Origin of the sequence: Streptomyces sp. NBC_01320 (assembly GCF_035974375.1) — a bacterium.
In the GTDB taxonomy this organism is placed as follows: domain Bacteria; phylum Actinomycetota; class Actinomycetes; order Streptomycetales; family Streptomycetaceae; genus Streptomyces; species Streptomyces yanii.
Genome location: NZ_CP108390.1, coordinates 6,120,373 through 6,138,430, shown reverse-complemented (window position 1 = coordinate 6,138,430; position 18,058 = coordinate 6,120,373). Strand labels below are relative to the sequence as shown.

Genomic DNA, 18,058 nt, shown 5'->3' with positions numbered 1-18,058 from the left:
AGACTGAGCTGCTGTGCCATCGACCTGAGACAGATGAAGAACCGCAGGTCGACGGGCACGGCCTGTGCCACGAGCGGCGAGACCCTACAGTCCTTGTGGGATCTCGAATCTCGCGGCACAATCTCACGATCTTGGCATCGAACGCGGCATCGAACAGAGAAACCGCAGTTCAACGGCTCGCCGGGTCCGGCGGGTCGGCCGAGGCCGTAGGAAATGCCACGGTTCGTGAGACTGAGCTGCTGTGCCATCGACCTGAGACAGATGAAGAACCGCAGGTCGACGGGCACGGCCTGTGCCACGAGCGGCGAGACCCTACAGTCCTTGTGGGATCTCGAATCTCGCGGCACAATCTCACGATCTTGGCATCGAACGCGGCATCGAACAGAGAAACCGCAGTTCAACGGCTCGCCGGGTCCGGCGGGTCGGCCGAGGCCGTAGGAAATGCCACGGTTCGTGAGACTGAGCTGCTGTGCCATCGACCTGAGACAGATGAAGAACCGCAGGTCGACGGGCACGGCCTGTGCCACGAGCGGCGAGACCCTAGTGGGACTTGGCGCCCATCGGCCTCCTGCAGTCGGCTCAGCCCTGGCGGACGTTCCGCTGGTACAAGGGCCAGAAGCACTACTCGGGCACGTACTGGTCGGCGACTATGCGCGATCACGTGATCTACGAGTCGCGACTGGAGCTGTCGCGGTTGCTCTTCGCTGATTTCGATCGGTCCGTACGCGGCATCGTGGCCCAGCCCTTCTTGTTGAAGACGGTGCTGGAGGGGAAGGTCCGGAAGCACATCCCGGACTATCTCCTGCTCACCGGGCAGGTCCCGGTGGTCGTCGACGTCAAGCCGCTGCACCGGCTGTCCAAGCCGGAGGTGGAGTTCACCTTTGGCTGGACTCGGCGGGCGGTGGAATCACGGGGATGGAAGTACGAAGTCTGGAGCGAGCGTCCGACCGTGGAGCTGGAAAACATCCGGTTCCTGGCGGGCTATCGAAGGGACTGGTTGTTCAGCCCCAAGATTCTGGACGAGCTGCGGGGAGCTGACCTCGATGGTGTCTCTTTGGGGCAGGCTACGTGCTGTCTGGCGGATCGCCCGGAGCCTCAAGTGCGTTCTGCCGTCCATCATTTGCTCTGGACACAGTCTCTCGCTACCGATCTCGATCGACCGCTCAGCCCTTCCCATGTTCTGAGGTGGGTGGCGTGAGCAGGGCGGGGGCTCGGGTCGGGGTCGGTACGCGCTTCTGCTACGACGGAGAGACCGTCGAGGTGGTGGAGATGGCCGCGACCACTGCGGGCAACGAAGTGGTCCTGAAGGACGCCCGCGGGCGACTTCTGCGGCTGTCGCTCAAGGAGCTGCTGTTCTCAGACCGCGCCGCCATCAGTCCCGACGGTCCGGGACCGTCGGCAGACGACGAGGGTGAGATCGCCTCCGTAGTCCTCGGGCAGCTTGACGAGGCAGAGAAGAGGAAGGTCCTTGATCGGGCTGAGCATGTCCGCGAGGTGCTGACGGGTTACCGGTCCGGCAGCCCAGAACTCGCGCGTGCTGACGAACCTCGCCCCGAGTACTCGCCGGAGAGGCCGTTGGAGGCCAGATACGCGTCGAAGATCGCCGAACTCGGAATGGGCCTACGCACCTTGAAGCGCTGGATCGCCGAATTCCGGGAGCACGGAGAGGCTGGGCTTGCCCCCAAGAAGGGACCAGCTCGGAGGTCGGAGATCGCGGCCGATGAGCGGTGGGTGGAGACTGCGTTGGAAGTGATGGTCGAGCACACAGATCAGTCGAAGCCGTCGCGCACGTTGGTGATCGAGCGGACCCGGGCCCGGGTGATCGCGCGGTTCGGACCAGATGCGGTGAAGATGCCGAGCCGGGCGACGGCGTTTCGACTGCTGGAGGAGCTGGAACGGCGACATCCACTGTTCCGGCTGAGTACGAAACGCAACCGGGACATCGCTGGTCGGCCGGAGGGCGTCTACGGGAAGCTGCGGCCGACGCGGCCAGGTGAGTATCTGCTGATGGACTCCACTCGGCTGGATGTGTTCGCGTTCGACCCGTTCACACTCAAGTGGGTCCAGGCCGAGCTGACGGTCGCGATGGACTGGTACACCCGCTGCATCACCGGGATCCGGGTCACGCCGGTCTCCACGAAGGCGGTGGACGTCAGTGCGGTGCTCTTCCAGTCGTTCCACCCGCGGCCGGCGGGGCGGGACTGGCCGCGGCACGCGGTCTGGCCCGAGCACGGTATTCCCCGCACCGTCCTGGTCGACGTCGAGGGGGCCGAAGGCCCGGGGCTCGCGTCTCCTCCGCTGGTTCCCGAGACGCTGGTCGTCGATCATGGCAAGGTCTACGTCTCGGAACATCTGACCAGCGTCTGCCGCCGGATGGGCATCTCGATCCAGCCTGCCCGGCTGCGAACGGGCCGGGACAAAGGTCCTGTTGAGCGCTATTTCCGCACCCTGCGTGAGGGGCTGTTGCAGGTACTGCCTGGCTACAAGGGCCCCGATGTCCATTCCCGGGGCGAGAGCCCGGAGGATGATGCGTTCTTCTTCCTCGATGAGTTGGAGGCGATCGTCAGGGAGTGGACCGCGACGGTCTACCACTGTCGGCCGCACGCGAGTCTGGTCGATCCGGGGCTGCCGGGGCTGCGGATGTCCCCGGCGAAGATGTTCGAGCACGGCGTGGCGAGGGCCGGTTACATCGAGGTGCCCCGGGATCGGGATCTTGGTTTTGAGTTCCTGCGGACGAAGTGGCGCACGGTCCAGCACTACGGGGTCGAGATCGACCGCCGCCGCTACTGCGGGGAGGGCTTGCCCGAGGTGGGAATCCGGAGCCCCTACAACGGCCCGGTCAAGAACGGCTGGCCGTTCCAGATGGACCCCGACGACATCACCCGGATCTACTTCCGCAACCCCACGACCCGCGAGTGGCACACCCTGACCTGGGAACACGCGCCGTCGGCGCGGATGCCGCTGAGCGAGGACGCGCTGGTTTTCGCTCGCCAGTTGGCCGCGGAGAAGTACCGCTACCCCGACGATCGGCTGGCCGTCGCCGATCTGCTGGAGCGCTGGAACCTCGGGCTGGGCACCACCTTGGCGGAACGGCGCATGGTCCTGCGGCTCTCGCGCGAGCAGGCTGCCATCGAATTGCCCTCGACCGAGGAGGAGACGGTCGTCTCCCTTCCCTCCGTACGCACAGCCCTGGGGGAGGCCGCGGAACCGGAGGGTCCTGCGGAAAACCCCCTGCCGGAGAGCGTCGAGATGGGCGATGACGACGAGGCGGATCTGGAAGATCTCGCCGCCGCGGACGACTTCTACGCGGACGCTCTGGAGGACGTGTGAGTACGGTCGCCCCGCAGGGGCTGGGGAATCTGGCTCTGTCGCGGAAGGAGGACTGGAAGGCGTTCGCCGAGACCCCGCGCCGGATTCAGCCCGAACAGTTGACTCGCCGCCAGGTGAAGGCTCTGGGCGAGGAGGCGAGGGGCGAGCGTGATCGACTGTTGCGAGAGTGGCATGCCAATCTGGGGCCGATCAAGACGCCGCAGCTGGCGGAACTGCACGAGGACTTGTGGGACATCGTCGACAGCAACGTGCAGGACGGCGACAAGGCGAAGGGCGCTGTGGCCGTCGATGCGTTCCCCGGACTCGGGAAGACCACCTCGGTGCTGGCCTTCCTCGGTGAGTTCCATCGCAGGGAGATCGCCGAGCGGGGCGCGTTCACCAGGGACGGGAATGAGCGCCTCCCGGTTTGCCGGGTCGGGCTGACTGGCAATACCGGGATGAAGGATCTCAACCGGTCCCTGCTGGAGTTCTTCGGCCACCCAGGGCGCAACCGCGGGACCACCGCCCAGTTCGGTCAGCGGGCCCTGGACTGCGTGGTGTCCTGCGAAGTCCGCCTGCTCGCACTTGATGATCTGCACTTCCTGAAGTGGAACCAGAAGAACGGCATCGAGGTCAGCAACCACCTCAAGTGGATCGCCAACGAGTTCCCCGTGACGCTCGTGATGATCGGCGTGGGCCTCGCCGGCAAGGGCCTGTTCAGCGAGGGCGACAGCAGACGGAATACGGCATTGGCTCAGACCGGGCGCCGCACCACCCGGCTGGACATGCGGCCCTTCACGATCGAGTCCGAGGCCGGCCGGCGGGAATGGCGGCAGATGCTGCTGGCCCTCGAACAGCGCGTCGTCCTGGCCGACAAGCATCCCGGGATGCTCGCGGATGACCTCTCCGACTACCTCTTCGCCCGCAGCACCGGCCACATCGGATCCCTGATGACACTGATCAACCGGGGCTGCCAGCGGGCGGTCCGCAGCGGCGCAGAGTGCCTCAGCCGCGACCTGCTCGACCGGGTCAAGAATGATGAGGCTTCCGAGGCGGCCCGCAAAGAGCTCGAAGCGGCCCTGGAGAAGCGGCGGCTGACCAGCCGTCCGCGTCGGCGCCGACCGGCAGCATGAACAACGCCATCAGAACCTTGCCGATCCGGATGCCGCCCCTCGCGGGTGAAGCACTGGATTCTTGGCTGGAGGCACTGGCCGGGAGGCTGGATGCCCAACTCGGCGAGGTGCTGCGGCATCTGGGACTCCCGGTCAGAGGCCGGTCTGGGAACCAACTTCAGGGCATTCCCTCGGACTGGACGATCCTGCTGAACAAGCAGCAGATCGCGGCCATCACGCACGCGAGCGGCCTGGAGGAGCAGGCCGTGACGGGCATGACGCTCGCCCATTTCGATACACGGGCCGTGAGTATCGATTTCGAGCGACGCTACGTGAACCGGCGGGTCCTCTGGGGACGCGGCCGGGGCTCACGGTTCTGCCCGGACTGCCTGCGGGAAACCGGCGGCCGCTGGCAGTTGTTCTGGCGTCTGGGCTGGGCTTTCGCCTGCTCTCGTCATGGACGGCTGCTGGCGGACTGTTGCCCGGAATGCGGGCGCATTCCCCGCCAGCGGCCCCGCTCCGGGCGAGTCGTTCCCCGGCCGGGACACTGCGGCAATCCTGCCGCATACCAAGGCGGACCGCTTTCCGGCGGCTGCGGCTTCGATCTTTCACAGACCCGTACGCTCCGGCTGCCCGCGGCGCAACGCGCGCTCAGGGCTCAGGAGCGGTTGATGAACGTCATCGAGACGGACCTCGCAGAGTTCGGCCCCTACGCGCTCAGCCCGCAGCCGGCCCGGGCAGTACTGGCCGACATCCGGGCGATCGGCGGGCGGGTGCTGGCAGACCTGCCCGAACATGACATCAGGAACCTGGTGCCGGCGGACATCGCCGAGGGCCACTTCACCGTCGATCCCGGCTCCCAACTCGTCCTGAAAGCAGTGGAACGGCCCGGCTTCATGGCCCCACCGCGAGCGGTGAGTACGGCCGTCGCGGTGAGTATCGCCCTGCACGTTCTCGGACAGCCCGACGTTGACCGGGCAGGGACCGAGTTGCGTGGCCTGCTGGAGGCGATGCGTGAGGAGCTCTGGCAGATCAGCGCCACCAGCATTGACAGCTGGGGACGCGGCCAGAGTCCCGTGCTGAGCGCGGTGAATCTGGCCGCGCTTGCCCCCTCTCTCCGGCCCAGCGAACACCTCCGCTACCGCATTCCCACCGCCATGCCCCGGCTCCCGAAAAGAACGGTCCGGGAGGTCGCCCGACGGGCGCGGAAGATCCCCAGCATGCTCTGGCTGTCCTGGACGATCCGGCTCACCCCTCCCGACGGCTTCTATCCCCGCACCCTCGCTCCGGCCCTGGCTGCGTCCCTGCTGGTCATCGACAGCAAAGTCCGCCTTGAGGACGCCGCTGAACACCTCGGATCGGTCACCGACGGCATCAACATCTCCCGCATCCTGCAGAAGCTGGACGACCAGCCGCACTGGCCGGACACGGTCACCGCACTGGTCCGACTCTCCGATCACCTCGATGCGACCGAGGTGCCCATCGACTACCAGCGGCGGCGCCGCATGGACTACACCCAGCTGCTGCCGCACGAGCACTGGCGGGACATCTGCCGCCGCACCGGCGCACCGCCTGGCAACGGACTTCGCGAGCGCGTCGTCCGCTGCCAGCTGTTCCAACGCATCAGCGGCCTTCCCGCCGAAGCCGCCCCCGACCACTCCAGCATCAACGAAGCACGGTTCCGGGCCGAGGCCGCCCGCTTCGCTACCATCCAAACTCCGGAGCTGGCCCACGCATTGGCCGAGGAGTCCCGCACCTTCCTCGCCGCCCAACGCATTCACGACGAGCCGGTGGCCTGGCAACCGCCCGTCACCCTGCTGACCGGACTCGACCTGCCCGGACCTGATCCGGACCGCATCGATGTTGCCCAGTTGCACCAGCTTGTCCAGCAGCGCAAGAGCCCGGTCCAGCACGCGGCCGAGACCTTCGGCACCAGCATTGGGGCCATCCGCTTCGTTCTGGATGAACAGCCTGCCCCTGCTCTCGCACCGACCGAGACCACCGCCAAGGCGACCGGCCTCGTCCGCCTCAAAGCTCGTCAGGAAGTGCCGAAAGAGACCTTCGCCCGCCTCTACCTGGACGAACACCGCTCGCTTCAGCAGATCGCCGAACACACCGGTTTCTCCAGACAGCTGCTGGCAGCTCTCGCCCGCGAGTACGACATTCCGATCCGCGATGGATCCCAGGACGACAAGCGCCGAGGAGCCATCGAACGGGCATGGCTCATCGAGCAGTACGTCAAACGCCGGCGGACCCTTCCCGATCTGGCCCGCGAGACCGGCATGAGCACCGCGAACATGGCCCGCTGGGCCCACATCCACAACATCCCTCTCCGGCCACGCGGCGGAGCCAGTCACCACTCCGCCCTCCGCGCCGCTGATGAAGCCGAGGCTCTCCCCGCCATCCTCCGCAAAGCTCTCACCAGCCCGTCCGCGCGCCAGCGGCTCTCGCGCTTCCTGGCAGCTCGGTCCTATCCCACCTTCACCGAAGCATCCCGAGATCTCGGCATCCATCCGTCGGCTTTGGTGACCCAGATCAACCGCCTCGAAGCGGACCTCGGACAGCCCCTCTTCGAGCGAGCCGAGCGCGGCCGGGCCATGAGACTGACCGCCTTTGGGGAAGAGGTCGCAGCTGCCGCCAGGGATATCAGGGGACGGGTCAAGGACGGGGTACTACAGTCCGAGACGGGAGAGGGGGCGTGATGGCGTTGAACAAGAAGGGGTCCCGACGGATAACCGTCGACGAGACCGAGTACCGCTGGCGAATCCGCAGGAAGCCCTCCTATATGCAAGGACTGTGCTGGATACCACTGACTTTCGCGGTGGAAATCGCCGGTGCCGACCAGCCCGGCACGACCCTGGTCGTCACCAGTGGTCAGCCGCATCCCAGCAACTGGTTCGACATAGAGGCAGAGCCCATCCGGCCGGCTGACGTCGCCGCGAGCATCCGCGAGGCACGAGCGCGGGGCTGGAACCCGACGAGCGCTGGGGCACCCTTCATGCTCGACCAATCAGCGGGATTCATCCCCATGCCATGAGCCTGCGACCAGCTGCGAGGAGCCTTCGAGGCCGCGCGACTGAAAGTTCACCGCTTGCCGAAGGGCGGGTCACTCGGAGTCGTCGAGTCGCTGAAGGACCTGGTGAAACTCGCCGTCGTCGACCAAGCCCATGATCACTTCTGCCATCGGCAGGACCCCGGGCTCTTTGACGATCAAGCCGTCCGAACACCAGAAATACCGGCCGTTCAGTGCCTCACCAGTGCCGGTCCATCGGGTCATCAGCCGTTCGACCTCAGCGACCGTGAAGATCGTTGCGCTCCAGCGTGAACCGTCCGGCAGACGGACCTCCGCATCGACATTGCACACTTCGTCCAGTGCCTCGTTCGCATCTGGAAGGAAGAGCATCTCCAGGGCTCCGGCGCGAACCCGGTAATGGGCACCGTCCCAACCGGCACTGAGCGGGGCGCCGTCTTCTCTTTCTGCCACTTCGGGAGCATCCCAGCAGGTCGGGCCTGTCACAACTGAGATCTGTCCGGGATGGAATCTCCGCCATCATGGTCCGGTGACGACATGGATGCGCTGCCACTGGGACGAGGAAGACATCTGGTTCTACTTCGAGGTCGACGCGGAAGGCTGGGTGACCCGGCAGGTCGAGCTCCAGGGCACTGAACTGGCCCCGATCGCAGCGGCCTTAAGCGACGAATGGCAGCAGGCCCAGGACGCAGGCCGCCTCAATGAGTACGACAACAGGTTCGGGATCACCGCTGAACTGCCCTTCTCGGAGTGGGAAGGCCACGCCCCCGAGACGCTGACCTCCGAAGAGTTTGAGAAAGTCTGGGGCCCTGCCCGTCGGCAGATCGCAGCCCGGCTCCGCTGACCTCTCGGCCCCGCGGCGGCTTCTTGGCATCATCACGGCATGGCCCCAACTCTTCCTCGCACGATCCGGGCAGTCGACACCGAACAACTCCTCGATCTGGAGCGGGAGGCCGGTGCATACGGCTTCAGTCAGCGGCTTCCGGTCGACTGGCTTCGGGACCACCTCGCTCCCGGAGCGACGCACTACTTGTTCCCCGCACTTGTGCATCACCTCAGTCACCGCCCCGAGGTGTCGCCGCACTGGAGATGCGAACTGCTGCTGACAGCCCCGAGCGGCGAGCAGTTCTTAAGCCTGCTCGACGTGCTTCCCGCCACCTTCAGCAAGCTCCCGGAGACCTTGGACGCCACGTTCAAGACGTACATCGCAGGCCGCATGGAGCGGGCACCAGCCCAGCGTGAGTGGGCAGAAGTAGCTGGGCGACTGCCGAAGTCGACCCTGAAGAAATGCCACGAGCCTGAGACATCAGACGAGGACATGGGCTGAGACAGCCCAGAGAGTCCATGGTCAGGGCGACGGTCTATGTCGCGGGCCGCGAGATCCTACAGTCCCAAGGGTCTCCCGACTCCACGCACAGTCGCAGCCTCGTGGGCATCACGGCGGCACGTGTGACGGCGTCGCCGCGAGGCTGGCCAGCACCTCCCTCTTCTCCCCGCGGCGAATGCGGGATTTGCTGGGAGCGATGACTTTGGAGCGGCGCCGGGGTCTCTCTTGCAGTTGACCCGTGAGGAAGAGGAGAGAGTCCCGTGCGCATCGTGATCAGTGAGTTCATGAGTTTGGACGGCGTCGTGCAGGCGCCAGGCGGAACCGAAGAGGACACCGACGGTGGCTTTGCCCACGGTGGCTGGTCGCACCCGTGAGGTGGTGGGCGGTGCCTTCGACGACGCGCTGACCAAGGCCGAGGCGCTGTTGTTCGGGCGCCGCACGTGGCAGTCGATGGCCGCGGCGTGGCCCGAGCGACCCGGCGACCCGTTCGCCGACCGGATGAACGCCATACCGAAGTACGTCGTTTCCGACACGCTGGGCGAGGCCGAGCTCACGTGGGACAACACCACGCGCATCCCCGGCGACAAGGCCGTCGCCCGCATCTGTGAGCTGCACGAGGCCGAGGGCGGCGACCTGCTGGTCATGGGGAGTCCCACGCTCGCGCTGGTCGCCACGGTCACCAGCGGTACAGGGGTACATGTGTGCACCTACCGGCCGGTCGCCGAGAGGTAGTTCGGGCGGCAATGCCATGCGCCGGGCTGGGTCGTCCCGCGCGTGGAGCGGCGGCAACGACAGGAGGTGTGCAGCACATGCGCAGGAGCCGTCGGCACCCGAACTCGTGCACTGCCGTGCCACCAGCCGCTTCCTCATGACGGAGACCTCTTGTCGATTCGCATCACCCCGCTGACCGGCCCCGACCGCGGCCCGTCCAGCCGCCGCCTGGCGTGGCTCGCCGCCGGTCCCACCGGAGCTCCGACCGGATCAGCTTTTCTGCGTCTCTTCGCGACCACCGGTCAGGATCACCTGGCCGAGCTCGAACTCGACGTCCATCCGGCCGACAGGCGGAACGGCATCGGCTCACAGCTGCTGGAAGCCGCTGTGGCCACTGCCCGATCCGAGGGCCGGAGCTGCGTCACCGCTCAGGTGGACGCGGGATCATCCGGTGACCGGTTCCTGACGGCTCGGGGCTTTCGCAAGGTCCTGACCCTCACTTTCGCCCGGCTCGCGTTGGCGCGGGCGGACCTCGCCGCTCTCACCGAGATCGTCCGGAAGCCGGACCCCGGCTACCGACTGACGTCATGGGCCGAAAGCAACCGGCCCATGCGCGCGATCAACGACGCATTCGGATACCTGCCGACCCATAAATCGCTTCTCCACCAGCTCGATCTGTAGACGCGATGCCGCATGGCCGGGGTTGCTTTTTCGCCCGGACAGGGTTGCCCCGGCCATGCGATGCCCTGCCGCTGCTGGTCACCCCGCAGGGATGATGCGGGTGACGATCGTCTCCACGAGCCGGTTCAGGACGGCATCGGTGTGGGGAGCGTCGGCGCTGTCGCTCCCGGTGAGCACGTCGGGCAGGGTGAAGTGCTCCAGCAGCAGGCCCGTCATGGCGAGATACAGCACGAGGAAGGCGTCGGCATCGCCCGGCAGCCCCGCTTCCCGGTGGAAGCGGGCGTTCTCGTCCAGGTTGGCGCGGAAGGTCCGGTTGAGCCGGTCGCGGAGGGCGGGGCGCCGGGTGGCCTCCAGACGCAGTTCCAGCATGGCGAGGTAGCCGGTGCGATCGGCGGCCATGCGCTGCACCAGCCATCGCATCAGTTCGGTGACCAGCTCGCGCGAGGGGGCCGGGCGCATGGCCTCCTCGACTCCGACCGGGTCCGGTGTCATCCGGTCGGTGATCCGGGCGCCGGCTTGCATGAACAGGTCGTCCCGATTGGCGAAGTAGTTGGACGCCGTCCCGACCGGTACGCCCGCCCGTGTGTCGACCGCGCGGAAGGTGAGCCCTCGCGCACCCTCGTGCGCCAGCACCTCGATGGCGGCATCGACGAGCGCCGTTCTGCGCGCCGGGTTCCTGACCATGTCTGTCTTCTCTTCCTTCGGTCCCTCTGCGGAAAGGGATTGCGGAACCACTACATATGAAGCACTATAAATGAAGTGGTTCATGCCTGAGTCGACGCCACATCGAACGGGGATCCTGTGCGAAAGCTGACCTACTTCATTGCGTGCTCCATCGACGGCTTCATCGGTGACCCGAGCGGTGATGCGTCGTCCATGTACCGGTTCGTGGACGAGGAGTTCCTCGACTACCTCAAGTCCCAGTATCCGGAGACGGTTTCGACCGCAGGCCGCCTGCAGCTGGGAATGCACGGCGTCAGGAATCAGAAGTTCGACACCGTGATCCAGGGAAGGGCCAGTTACCAACTGGCGCTGGACGTCAACATCACCAGCCCGTATGCCCAACTGCGTGAGCTCGTGGCATCCCGGACCATGAAGGAGTCGCCGGACCCGAACGTCGAACTCGTCTCCGGCGACGTGGTCGGCAGGGTGCGGAAACTCAAGGCGGAGGAGAGCGGCCTCGGGATCTGGCTCTGCGGTGGCTCACAGCTCGCGGGGGAGCTGCTCGACGAGATCGACGAGCTCGTGATCAAGACGTATCCGTTGGTCTACGGCTCGGGTATGCCGATGTTCGGATCGGGTTTTGCGGACACGGAGTTCCTGCTGGAATCGGTGGCTGCCTTCGACAACGGAGTACTGGTCAGGACGTACAGCCGCAAGCGCTGACCCCCAGGACCACGGGCGGCGAAATCGGGTCGCCGACGAGTCGATGTGCCGGTACTTGTTGACCATGACCTATTCCTCAGAAGAGTTGCTTCCCGGTACGCAGCGGGCGCTGCTGCACCGCATCGCCTCCGCGCAGGCCGAAGGCCGTACGCCCTCGCTCGTCGCTGCGGTGCAGCGGCAGGGCCGGATCGTCTGGAACGGCTCGCGCAGTTGCGTCGACGGTCACGCCCCCGACTCCGACACGCAGTTCAGGATCGGTTCCCTTACCAAGACCTTTACAGCCGTGCTGGTCCTGCGGCTGCGTGACGAGGGGTTGCTCGATCTCGACGACCCGCTGGAAAAGCACCTGCCAGGGACAGGCGTCGGCGGGGTCACCGTCCTCCAACTACTGGGCCACAGTGCAGGTCTGAGTGCCGAATCGCCTGCGCCCTGGTGGGAGCGGACGCCGGGAACTCTGCGCCCCGGGCTCGCCGATGTCCTCGGCGAGCAGACGCGGATGCACCCTCCCGGCCGTCGTCACCATTACTCGAACCCCGGCTACTCAGTGCTCGGAGCGCTGATCGAGGCGGTGCGCGGCGCATCGTGGGCGGAGGTGCTGCAGCGCGAGATCCTGGAACCGTTGGGCATGCGTCGTACGAGCACCCGGCCACAGGCGCCGCACGCTGGTGGCTGGGCCGTCCACCCGTGGGCCGATGCCATGCTTCCCGAACCGGCGGAGGACCTTGGTCTCATGGCACCGGCCGGGCAGCTCTGGTCGACCACCGCCGACCTCCTCCGGTTCGCCGCCTTCCTCGTCGAGGGGGATGACCGTGTGCTCGGGGCCGCTTCGGTGGAGGAGATGCGTGCTCCGTCGGTGCCGTCCAAGTCCGGCCCCGGGGAAGGCGCTTACGGTCTCGGCCTGCAGGTCGTACAAAAGAGCGGCCGCACCCTGCTCGGGCACACCGGCTCGCTGCCCGGGTTCCTGGCCACGCTCTGGTTCAGCATCGAGGACGATGTGGCCGTCGTGGTGCTCACCAATGCCACTTCTGGGCCGCTCGTCGGTACGATCGCCGCGGACCTCGTGGAGATCGTCGCCGAGGCCGAGCCGCGTATCCCTGAGCCCTGGCGCCCGCTGCCCGAGGCCGACCCGGAACTTCTCGCGCTGACCGGACCCTGGTACTGGGGCACGCATCCGAATGTCCTGCGCCTGACTGCAGACCGGGGGCTGGAACTGGGGCCGCTGCGTGGCGACGGCCGCGGTGCCCGATTCGTCGCGCAGCCGGACGGCACCTGGACCGGCCTCGACGGTTATTACGCGGGGGAGACGCTCCGTGTCGTCCGGGACGTCGACGGAAGTGTGAGCCATCTCGACCTGGGATCGTTCGTCTTCACACGTGAGCCGTACGATCCCACGTCGGCCGTTCCCGGCGGGGTCGACGCGGAGGGGTGGCGGGGCCTGGGCGCCTGAGCGTCACGGCGTCCGGCGTCACGTTTCACGTGAAACGTGACGCCGGAACCCGCTCATGCTGTCAACTCCCTTTCCAGCGGCGTGCGGAAGCGTGGAGTGATCCGTGTTTCCCCCACCCACTCCGACAGCCGGGACCCCTCCGCCTCGATCGCGATGGTGGCATCCCGGCCGATGTCGGACAGCAGTCGCCAGACCGGCTCGCCATCGGTGCGCTGTGCCCAGCCACCCACGATCTCGCCGTTCCACCACACCGTCGGGCCGATGTTGCCGGCCCGGTCGAAAAGGGCCGCCCGGTGCTCGGCCGGAAGATGGAAACCGCGATCGGCCCAGCCCATCGCGCTCGGGTCGAGGGCGGGAAGCAGTGCCGCCCACGGCTCCAGGGCCGGTTCGAGCTCCGTGTCCCCCGGGGAGATCCAGCCCGTCGCGCCGCTGTCGAGCCGCACCTCCTCGGCTGCGGTGGCTGCCAGCGCACTGCGTACCTGGCCGAGGCCCCAGCCCGTCCACCACTTCAGATCGGCCTCGGTCGCGGGGCCGTACGAGCGGAGATAGCGCAGGGCCAGTTCCGCCTGTGCCTCTGCGGGCTCCCGGGCGGGCCATGACTCGGCTGCCGTCCAGCGGAACTGGCTGGAGGTCCAGGAGCCTCGCGGCCGGTCCCGGCGGATCAGGCCTTCGGCTGCCAGCACCCGCAGAACACGGGTGGCGACTCCCTGAACCGTCTCCTGCTTCTTGCCGGGGAAGACCGTGATCTTCGTACGAAGCGCCGGTACGGCGGCGGACAACTCGCTGCCGGTGGCGGAGCCGCGCGCAGTGAGGGCGGCCAAGGTCGCCTTTTCCGTCTCGATGAGCCAGTTCTCGCCCAGTCCGTTCCCGTCGTCGTGCAGGTGCTTGAGGAAGGTCCGGCGCTCCCTGGCAGCCACGGCCCGGGCGTTCGACGCGTCGACATACGGGGCGAGTCCGCTGGACACCGTGAAGAGGGTGTTGCGCATGGAGAGCAGCCGGACCAGAGAGACGTCCTCGTAGAGAGCACGCTCCACCGTGTCCACGCCGGCCTCGGCGAGCCGGGCGCAGGTGGAAAGAAAGACAGTGGCCGCGTCGGTGGCGTGCAGGGCAACGACCGCGTCGGCCACGGACACCGCGGATGCGGCCCGCACGGAGGGCGCCAGGAGGTGACGTCGGCCGAGTCTGGTCCGGCGCTGTGTGTCGCTCATGGCGTGCATCGAGCCCTCCTTCGGTCTGTCGGATCCCGTGGATTCCGAACTGCGGTCACAGAGCGAGCTTGAAACCTACGTGACTGGCGGTGAAACCGAGCCGCTCGTAGAAGCGATGGGCATCGGTCCGGGTCGCATCGGACGTCAGCTGGACCAACTGGCAGTTCTGGCGCCGGGATTCGTCCACCGCCCACTGGATCAGCTGAGTGCCGAGGCCGCTGCCGCGCTCATCGGCGTGGACGCGAACGCCCTCGATGATGGAGCGGGTCGAACCGCGCCGGGAGAGCCCGGGAATCACTGTCAGCTGCAGGGTCCCGACAACACCGCCTTCGCGGACGGCGACGACCAGGTGCTGGTTCGGGTCATCGGCGAGTCGCTGGAACGCGGCGCGGTAGGGGGCGAGATCGTCCGGCGACTCGCGCTGCGCGCCCAGCGGATCGTCCGCGAGCATGGCCACGACGGCCGGGATGTCGGTGGGGGCCGCAGGGCGTATTTCCAGATCGCTCATGATCGGCAGACTACGCAGTTCAGGCGGCCTACGCGGGGACCTTCAGCTCTTCGACCGCCGTGACGAGCGGGGCCAGCTCGGGGTTTTTGGCAGCCTCGTCGAGGGCGGCGCGCAGAGCGGCGTCGTTGGTCGGCCGGGCCTGGGCGAGCAATGTGAGGCCGGCATCGGTGACATCGGTGTAGATGCCGCGGCGGTCGGTGTCGCAGAGATACCGGGTCAGCAGCCCGCGGTCTTCGAGGCGGCTGACCAGACGGGTGGTGGCGCTCTGGCTGAGCACGACCGTGTCGGCGACCTGCTTCATCTGCAGATGGCCGCCCGGACCGTTGTGCTGTCGGCTCAGGACGTCGAGCAGGGAGTACTCCCGCACGCTGAGCCCATGCCCGGACTGCAGGGCCCGCTCGATATGGGACTCGATCTTGCCGTGGAGCAGGGAGAGGGCGCACCAGCCCTGCGAGAGGGCAGTCAGTGCAGGGTCCGTCGCTGTCATGGTCTCTCCTCCGTGCGGAGCCGCTTGTCTCCAGGATAGAGGACGCTTGCAATAGTCCGTGCTTGCAATTAATCAGCGTCTGCAATTATTGTGAATGCTTGCAAGGCGCAGACGCAATCTCCCGGGAAGGTGAAACCCATGCCGCTCGCGCTCCTCGCCCTCGCTATTGGGGCATTCGGTATCGGAACCACCGAGTTCGTGATCATGGGGCTGCTCCCCGAGGTTGCTGCGGACTTCCAGGTCTCGATCCCCACCGCAGGATTCCTGGTCACCGGCTACGCACTCGGAGTCGTACTCGGCGCTCCGCTGATGACGGTCCTTGGCACACGGGTCACCCGCAAACGCATGCTCATGCTCCTGATGGGGCTGTTCGTCGTGGGCAACGTGGTGTCCGCCGTCGCCCCCGTCTTCGGCGTGATGCTTGACGGGCGAGTGATCGCCTCCCTCGCCCACGGTGCCTTCTTCGGCATCGGATCGGTCGTCGCGGCCGATCTGGTCGCCCCACAGAAGAAGGCCGGCGCGATCGCCATGATGTTCACCGGTCTCACTGTCGCCAACGTCGTCGGCGTACCGCTCGGCACCTACATCGGGCAGAGCGTGGGGTGGCGGACCACGTTCTTCGTCGTCGCGGCCCTCGGAGTCGTTGGTCTCCTGGGCGTGGCCAGGCTGGTGCCCGAACAGCCGAAGGCCGAAGGTGTACGGCTCCGTCATGAGCTGGCCGCGTTCCGCAATGTGCAGGTGCTGCTCGCCATGGCGATGACCGTCCTGGGCTTCGGTGGAGTCTTCGCCGCGATCACCTACATCACGCCGATGATGACCGAAATCGCCGGGTACTCCGCGTCCTCCGTCACCTGGCTGCTGGTCCTCTTCGGACTCGGCATGGTCGGGGGAAATCTGCTCGGCGGCAAGTTCGCCGACCGTCACCTGATGCCGATGCTGTACGTGTCGCTGGGCGCCCTGTTCGTGATCCTGGCACTCTTCACGCTGACCGCCCACAACAAGATCGCGGCAGCCGTCACCATCGTGCTGATCGGTGGCCTGGGCTTCGCGACCGTACCGCCGCTGCAGAAGCGGGTTCTCGACCAGGCGGCGGGGGCTCCGACGCTTGCCTCGGCCGTCAACATCGGTGCCTTCAACCTCGGCAACGCGCTGTCGGCGTGGCTTGGCGGCCTCGTCATTGCCGCCGGTCTCGGATACACCGCACCCAACTGGGTCGGCGCCGCACTGGCTGCTTCCGCTCTGGTCCTCGCCGTCCTCTCCAGTGCCCTGGAGCGCCGGACGGCCACCCGTAGCCGCCTTGTCGCCGCACACATTCCCGAGCCGGTCGAGGCATCCGTCGCCCGGCACTGACACCCCCCCCACAACGCGCGCGCTCACCCTGGGGCGCGCACTCTCCACCGCGCCAAGGAGCCATCCCTCATGAGCACCACCTCCCCATTGCCGTTGCCCCGTTGACCATTCAGGACGCGGAATTGCTGGTCGCCGCAGCCCGCCCTGCCGCCGAAGCAGCCGGTGTCACCGTCGCTGTGACGGTCCTCGACGCGGGCGGCCACCTGCTGGCCTTCCGTCGCGACGACCGGGCCGTTCTCATCGCGGGCGAGACCAGCACCCGCAAGGCGTACACAACCCTTCAGCTCGGCGCCCCGACAGCCGACCTTGTCGAATGTCCGGCTCGCGGTCTGGTTCGACTGACAGGACAACGGGGCCAGTGACAGGCATTTTCCCCGGCTCGGCGCCGCTCAGACCGGTTTGCGTCAGCCCGTCGCCACGGTCAGCGGTGCGAAGCGACGGGTCCAGTCGCCCGGCAGGTCCGGGGACCGGTAGGCCATCACCGTGGTTCCGGAGCCGGCCGGCTGCAGACCGTACTCCTTGAGCCGGTCCAACAGTTCTTCATGACGTGCGTCGATGTCCGCGCGCAGGGGCCGGTCCGTCGCCTGTGCGAGGGAGTCGACGAGCGCCATGGCCGTGACGGTGTCCCGGGCGATCAGCGGACCGACCACATGGAAACCGTCGCTCGGCCACAGCGCCGCGTAGCCGACAAGCCCGCCCTCGTCCTCCGCGACCCGGAGTTGATCTGCGAAGGCCGGTAGCCGGGCAAGGAGATGCGTCCGGTCCGCACCGAACACTTCTGCGTCCAGCCGGAGCATGGCACGCAGATCCTCGGCCGTCGCCGGGCGGACGGTCATGCCGGACGCTGCGGGAGCGCCGGCGCCCGACGCGCCGGTCGGCCGGAAACGACCACTGATCCGCTCGGCCCGGCCCACCGCTTCGAAACCGAGCTCTTCGTACAGTGGCCGCCCGGCCGGCGTCGCGTACAGGCTGAGTGACGTCTCCCCCGCCGTTTCGATCACCTGGTGCATCAGGCGCCGGGCGATCCCCTGGCGCGCGTACCGCTCGGCGACGAGGAGCATGCCGATGGCGGCGAGTCCCTGGCCGTATGCGGTCATCACACAGGAGGCCATCAGGCCTTTGCCCTTGGGATCATCGATGCCGTAGCCCGTCCCGGCGGAGAGGAGCAGAGCCCAGCGATGCTCGTCACGCGGCCAGCCGCGGTCCTCGCAGAGATTGGCGCAGGGGACCAAGTCTCCCCGGGTGAGGCGCCGGATGGGCGTATCGGCGTGCGGGTGGGGCAGTGGGCTGGGCATGAGGGCCAGGCTGTCCGATGCAGTGATCGTTCGTCCACCGCTTTACCGGATCCGGTCGAGACGCATATGCGCCGACCGTGTCGATGGCGCCCGCGCGGCCAGAGAGCCGAGTCCGCGGTGAGGGCTCGGCAGCGAGCTGCACACGTGCGCAGTTTCACGTGAAACACGCAGCTGAGCGACGGTCAGAGGTGATTCGGCGTTGCTAT

General features: G+C 67.1%; 17 protein-coding genes and 2 pseudogenes. 13 read left to right on the top strand and 6 right to left on the bottom strand.

Annotated elements, in window-relative coordinates; translation table 11 throughout:
- Positions 1-550 precede the first annotated feature (550 nt).
- From OG395_RS27920 to OG395_RS27900, 5 genes are read left to right on the top strand one after another with little or no spacing between them, the layout of a single operon-like run.
- A complete protein-coding gene (locus tag OG395_RS27920) occupies positions 551-1,198 on the top strand; it encodes a TnsA-like heteromeric transposase endonuclease subunit (protein ID WP_327245384.1) in 648 nt (215 codons plus the stop codon).
- Positions 1,195-3,330: a helix-turn-helix domain-containing protein gene (locus tag OG395_RS27915; RefSeq protein WP_327245383.1), complete on the top strand. Its 2,136-nt coding sequence runs from the start codon at positions 1,195-1,197 to the stop codon at positions 3,328-3,330. The genes OG395_RS27920 and OG395_RS27915 overlap by 4 nt, the downstream gene beginning before the upstream one ends.
- Positions 3,327-4,442, top strand: coding sequence for an ATP-binding protein (locus OG395_RS27910; RefSeq protein ID WP_327245382.1), 1,116 nt, complete (start codon positions 3,327-3,329; stop codon positions 4,440-4,442). Before OG395_RS27915 ends, OG395_RS27910 begins: the two co-directional genes overlap by 4 nt.
- Positions 4,439-7,123, top strand: a complete 2,685-nt coding sequence (locus tag OG395_RS27905; RefSeq protein ID WP_327245381.1) for a TniQ family protein — start codon at positions 4,439-4,441, stop codon at positions 7,121-7,123. Before OG395_RS27910 ends, OG395_RS27905 begins: the two co-directional genes overlap by 4 nt.
- Positions 7,123-7,458 (top strand): hypothetical protein, encoded by a 336-nt coding sequence (locus OG395_RS27900; RefSeq protein WP_327245380.1) that lies wholly within the window; start codon positions 7,123-7,125, stop codon positions 7,456-7,458. The genes OG395_RS27905 and OG395_RS27900 overlap by 1 nt, the downstream gene beginning before the upstream one ends.
- 69 nt (positions 7,459-7,527) lie before the next feature.
- Here the strand turns inward: OG395_RS27900 and OG395_RS27895 are convergent, their stop codons facing one another.
- Positions 7,528-7,905: a hypothetical protein gene (locus OG395_RS27895; RefSeq protein WP_327249481.1), complete on the bottom strand. Its 378-nt coding sequence runs from the start codon at positions 7,903-7,905 to the stop codon at positions 7,528-7,530.
- Positions 7,906-7,993: 88 nt separating this feature from the next.
- Here OG395_RS27895 and OG395_RS27890 point away from each other — a divergent pair, with 88 nt between their 5' ends.
- The 4 genes and pseudogenes from OG395_RS27890 to OG395_RS27875 all read left to right on the top strand — a co-directional run bounded on the left by OG395_RS27890 (position 7,994) and on the right by OG395_RS27875 (position 10,171).
- Complete coding sequence (locus tag OG395_RS27890; protein WP_442818772.1) at positions 7,994-8,296, top strand: hypothetical protein; 303 nt, start codon at positions 7,994-7,996, stop codon at positions 8,294-8,296.
- Positions 8,297-8,335: 39 nt separating this feature from the next.
- Entirely contained in the window at positions 8,336-8,779 is a 444-nt protein-coding gene (locus OG395_RS27885) for a hypothetical protein (RefSeq protein WP_327245378.1), read from the top strand.
- 260 nt (positions 8,780-9,039) lie between these two features.
- A pseudogene (locus OG395_RS27880) lies at positions 9,040-9,511 on the top strand (dihydrofolate reductase family protein).
- A gap of 150 nt (positions 9,512-9,661) precedes the next feature.
- Positions 9,662-10,171 (top strand): GNAT family N-acetyltransferase, encoded by a 510-nt coding sequence (locus OG395_RS27875; RefSeq protein WP_327245377.1) that lies wholly within the window; start codon positions 9,662-9,664, stop codon positions 10,169-10,171.
- Positions 10,172-10,249: 78 nt separating this feature from the next.
- Here OG395_RS27875 and OG395_RS27870 read toward each other — a convergent pair whose 3' ends face one another.
- Positions 10,250-10,855: a TetR/AcrR family transcriptional regulator gene (locus tag OG395_RS27870; protein WP_327245376.1), complete on the bottom strand. Its 606-nt coding sequence runs from the start codon at positions 10,853-10,855 to the stop codon at positions 10,250-10,252.
- 117 nt (positions 10,856-10,972) lie between these two features.
- Between OG395_RS27870 and OG395_RS27865 the strand changes: the two genes are divergently transcribed.
- The gene (locus OG395_RS27865; RefSeq protein ID WP_327245375.1) at positions 10,973-11,557 is read left to right on the top strand and encodes a dihydrofolate reductase family protein; all 585 of its coding nucleotides are present in this window, start codon (positions 10,973-10,975) and stop codon (positions 11,555-11,557) included.
- Positions 11,558-11,621: 64 nt separating this feature from the next.
- On the top strand, positions 11,622-13,004 hold the full coding sequence (locus tag OG395_RS27860) for a serine hydrolase domain-containing protein (RefSeq protein WP_327245374.1): 1,383 nt from the start codon (positions 11,622-11,624) through the stop codon (positions 13,002-13,004).
- Between the two features lie 53 nt (positions 13,005-13,057).
- Here the strand turns inward: OG395_RS27860 and OG395_RS27855 are convergent, their stop codons facing one another.
- The 3 genes from OG395_RS27855 to OG395_RS27845 are packed head-to-tail and all read right to left on the bottom strand — an operon-like array spanning position 13,058 to position 15,207.
- On the bottom strand, positions 13,058-14,221 hold the full coding sequence (locus tag OG395_RS27855; RefSeq protein ID WP_327245373.1) for a winged helix DNA-binding domain-containing protein: 1,164 nt from the start codon (positions 14,219-14,221) through the stop codon (positions 13,058-13,060).
- Positions 14,222-14,267: 46 nt separating this feature from the next.
- On the bottom strand, positions 14,268-14,720 hold the full coding sequence (locus OG395_RS27850; RefSeq protein WP_327245372.1) for a GNAT family N-acetyltransferase: 453 nt from the start codon (positions 14,718-14,720) through the stop codon (positions 14,268-14,270).
- Between the two features lie 28 nt (positions 14,721-14,748).
- Positions 14,749-15,207 carry a MarR family winged helix-turn-helix transcriptional regulator gene (locus OG395_RS27845; RefSeq protein WP_327245371.1) on the bottom strand — a complete coding sequence of 153 codons (459 nt, stop codon included), beginning with the start codon at positions 15,205-15,207 and terminating at the stop codon, positions 14,749-14,751.
- 138 nt (positions 15,208-15,345) lie between these two features.
- On the opposite strand from OG395_RS27845, the gene OG395_RS27840 reads away from it, so the two are divergent.
- Positions 15,346-16,557, top strand: a complete 1,212-nt coding sequence (locus OG395_RS27840; RefSeq protein WP_327245370.1) for an MFS transporter — start codon at positions 15,346-15,348, stop codon at positions 16,555-16,557.
- Between the two features lie 86 nt (positions 16,558-16,643).
- Positions 16,644-16,886: pseudogene (locus OG395_RS27835) on the top strand (heme-binding protein); the annotation flags it as partial.
- A 75-nt stretch (positions 16,887-16,961) separates the two neighbouring features.
- On the opposite strand, the gene OG395_RS27830 reads toward OG395_RS27835, so the two are convergent.
- The gene (locus OG395_RS27830; protein WP_327245369.1) at positions 16,962-17,852 is read right to left on the bottom strand and encodes a GNAT family N-acetyltransferase; all 891 of its coding nucleotides are present in this window, start codon (positions 17,850-17,852) and stop codon (positions 16,962-16,964) included.
- Between the last annotated feature and the right edge of the window lie 206 nt (positions 17,853-18,058).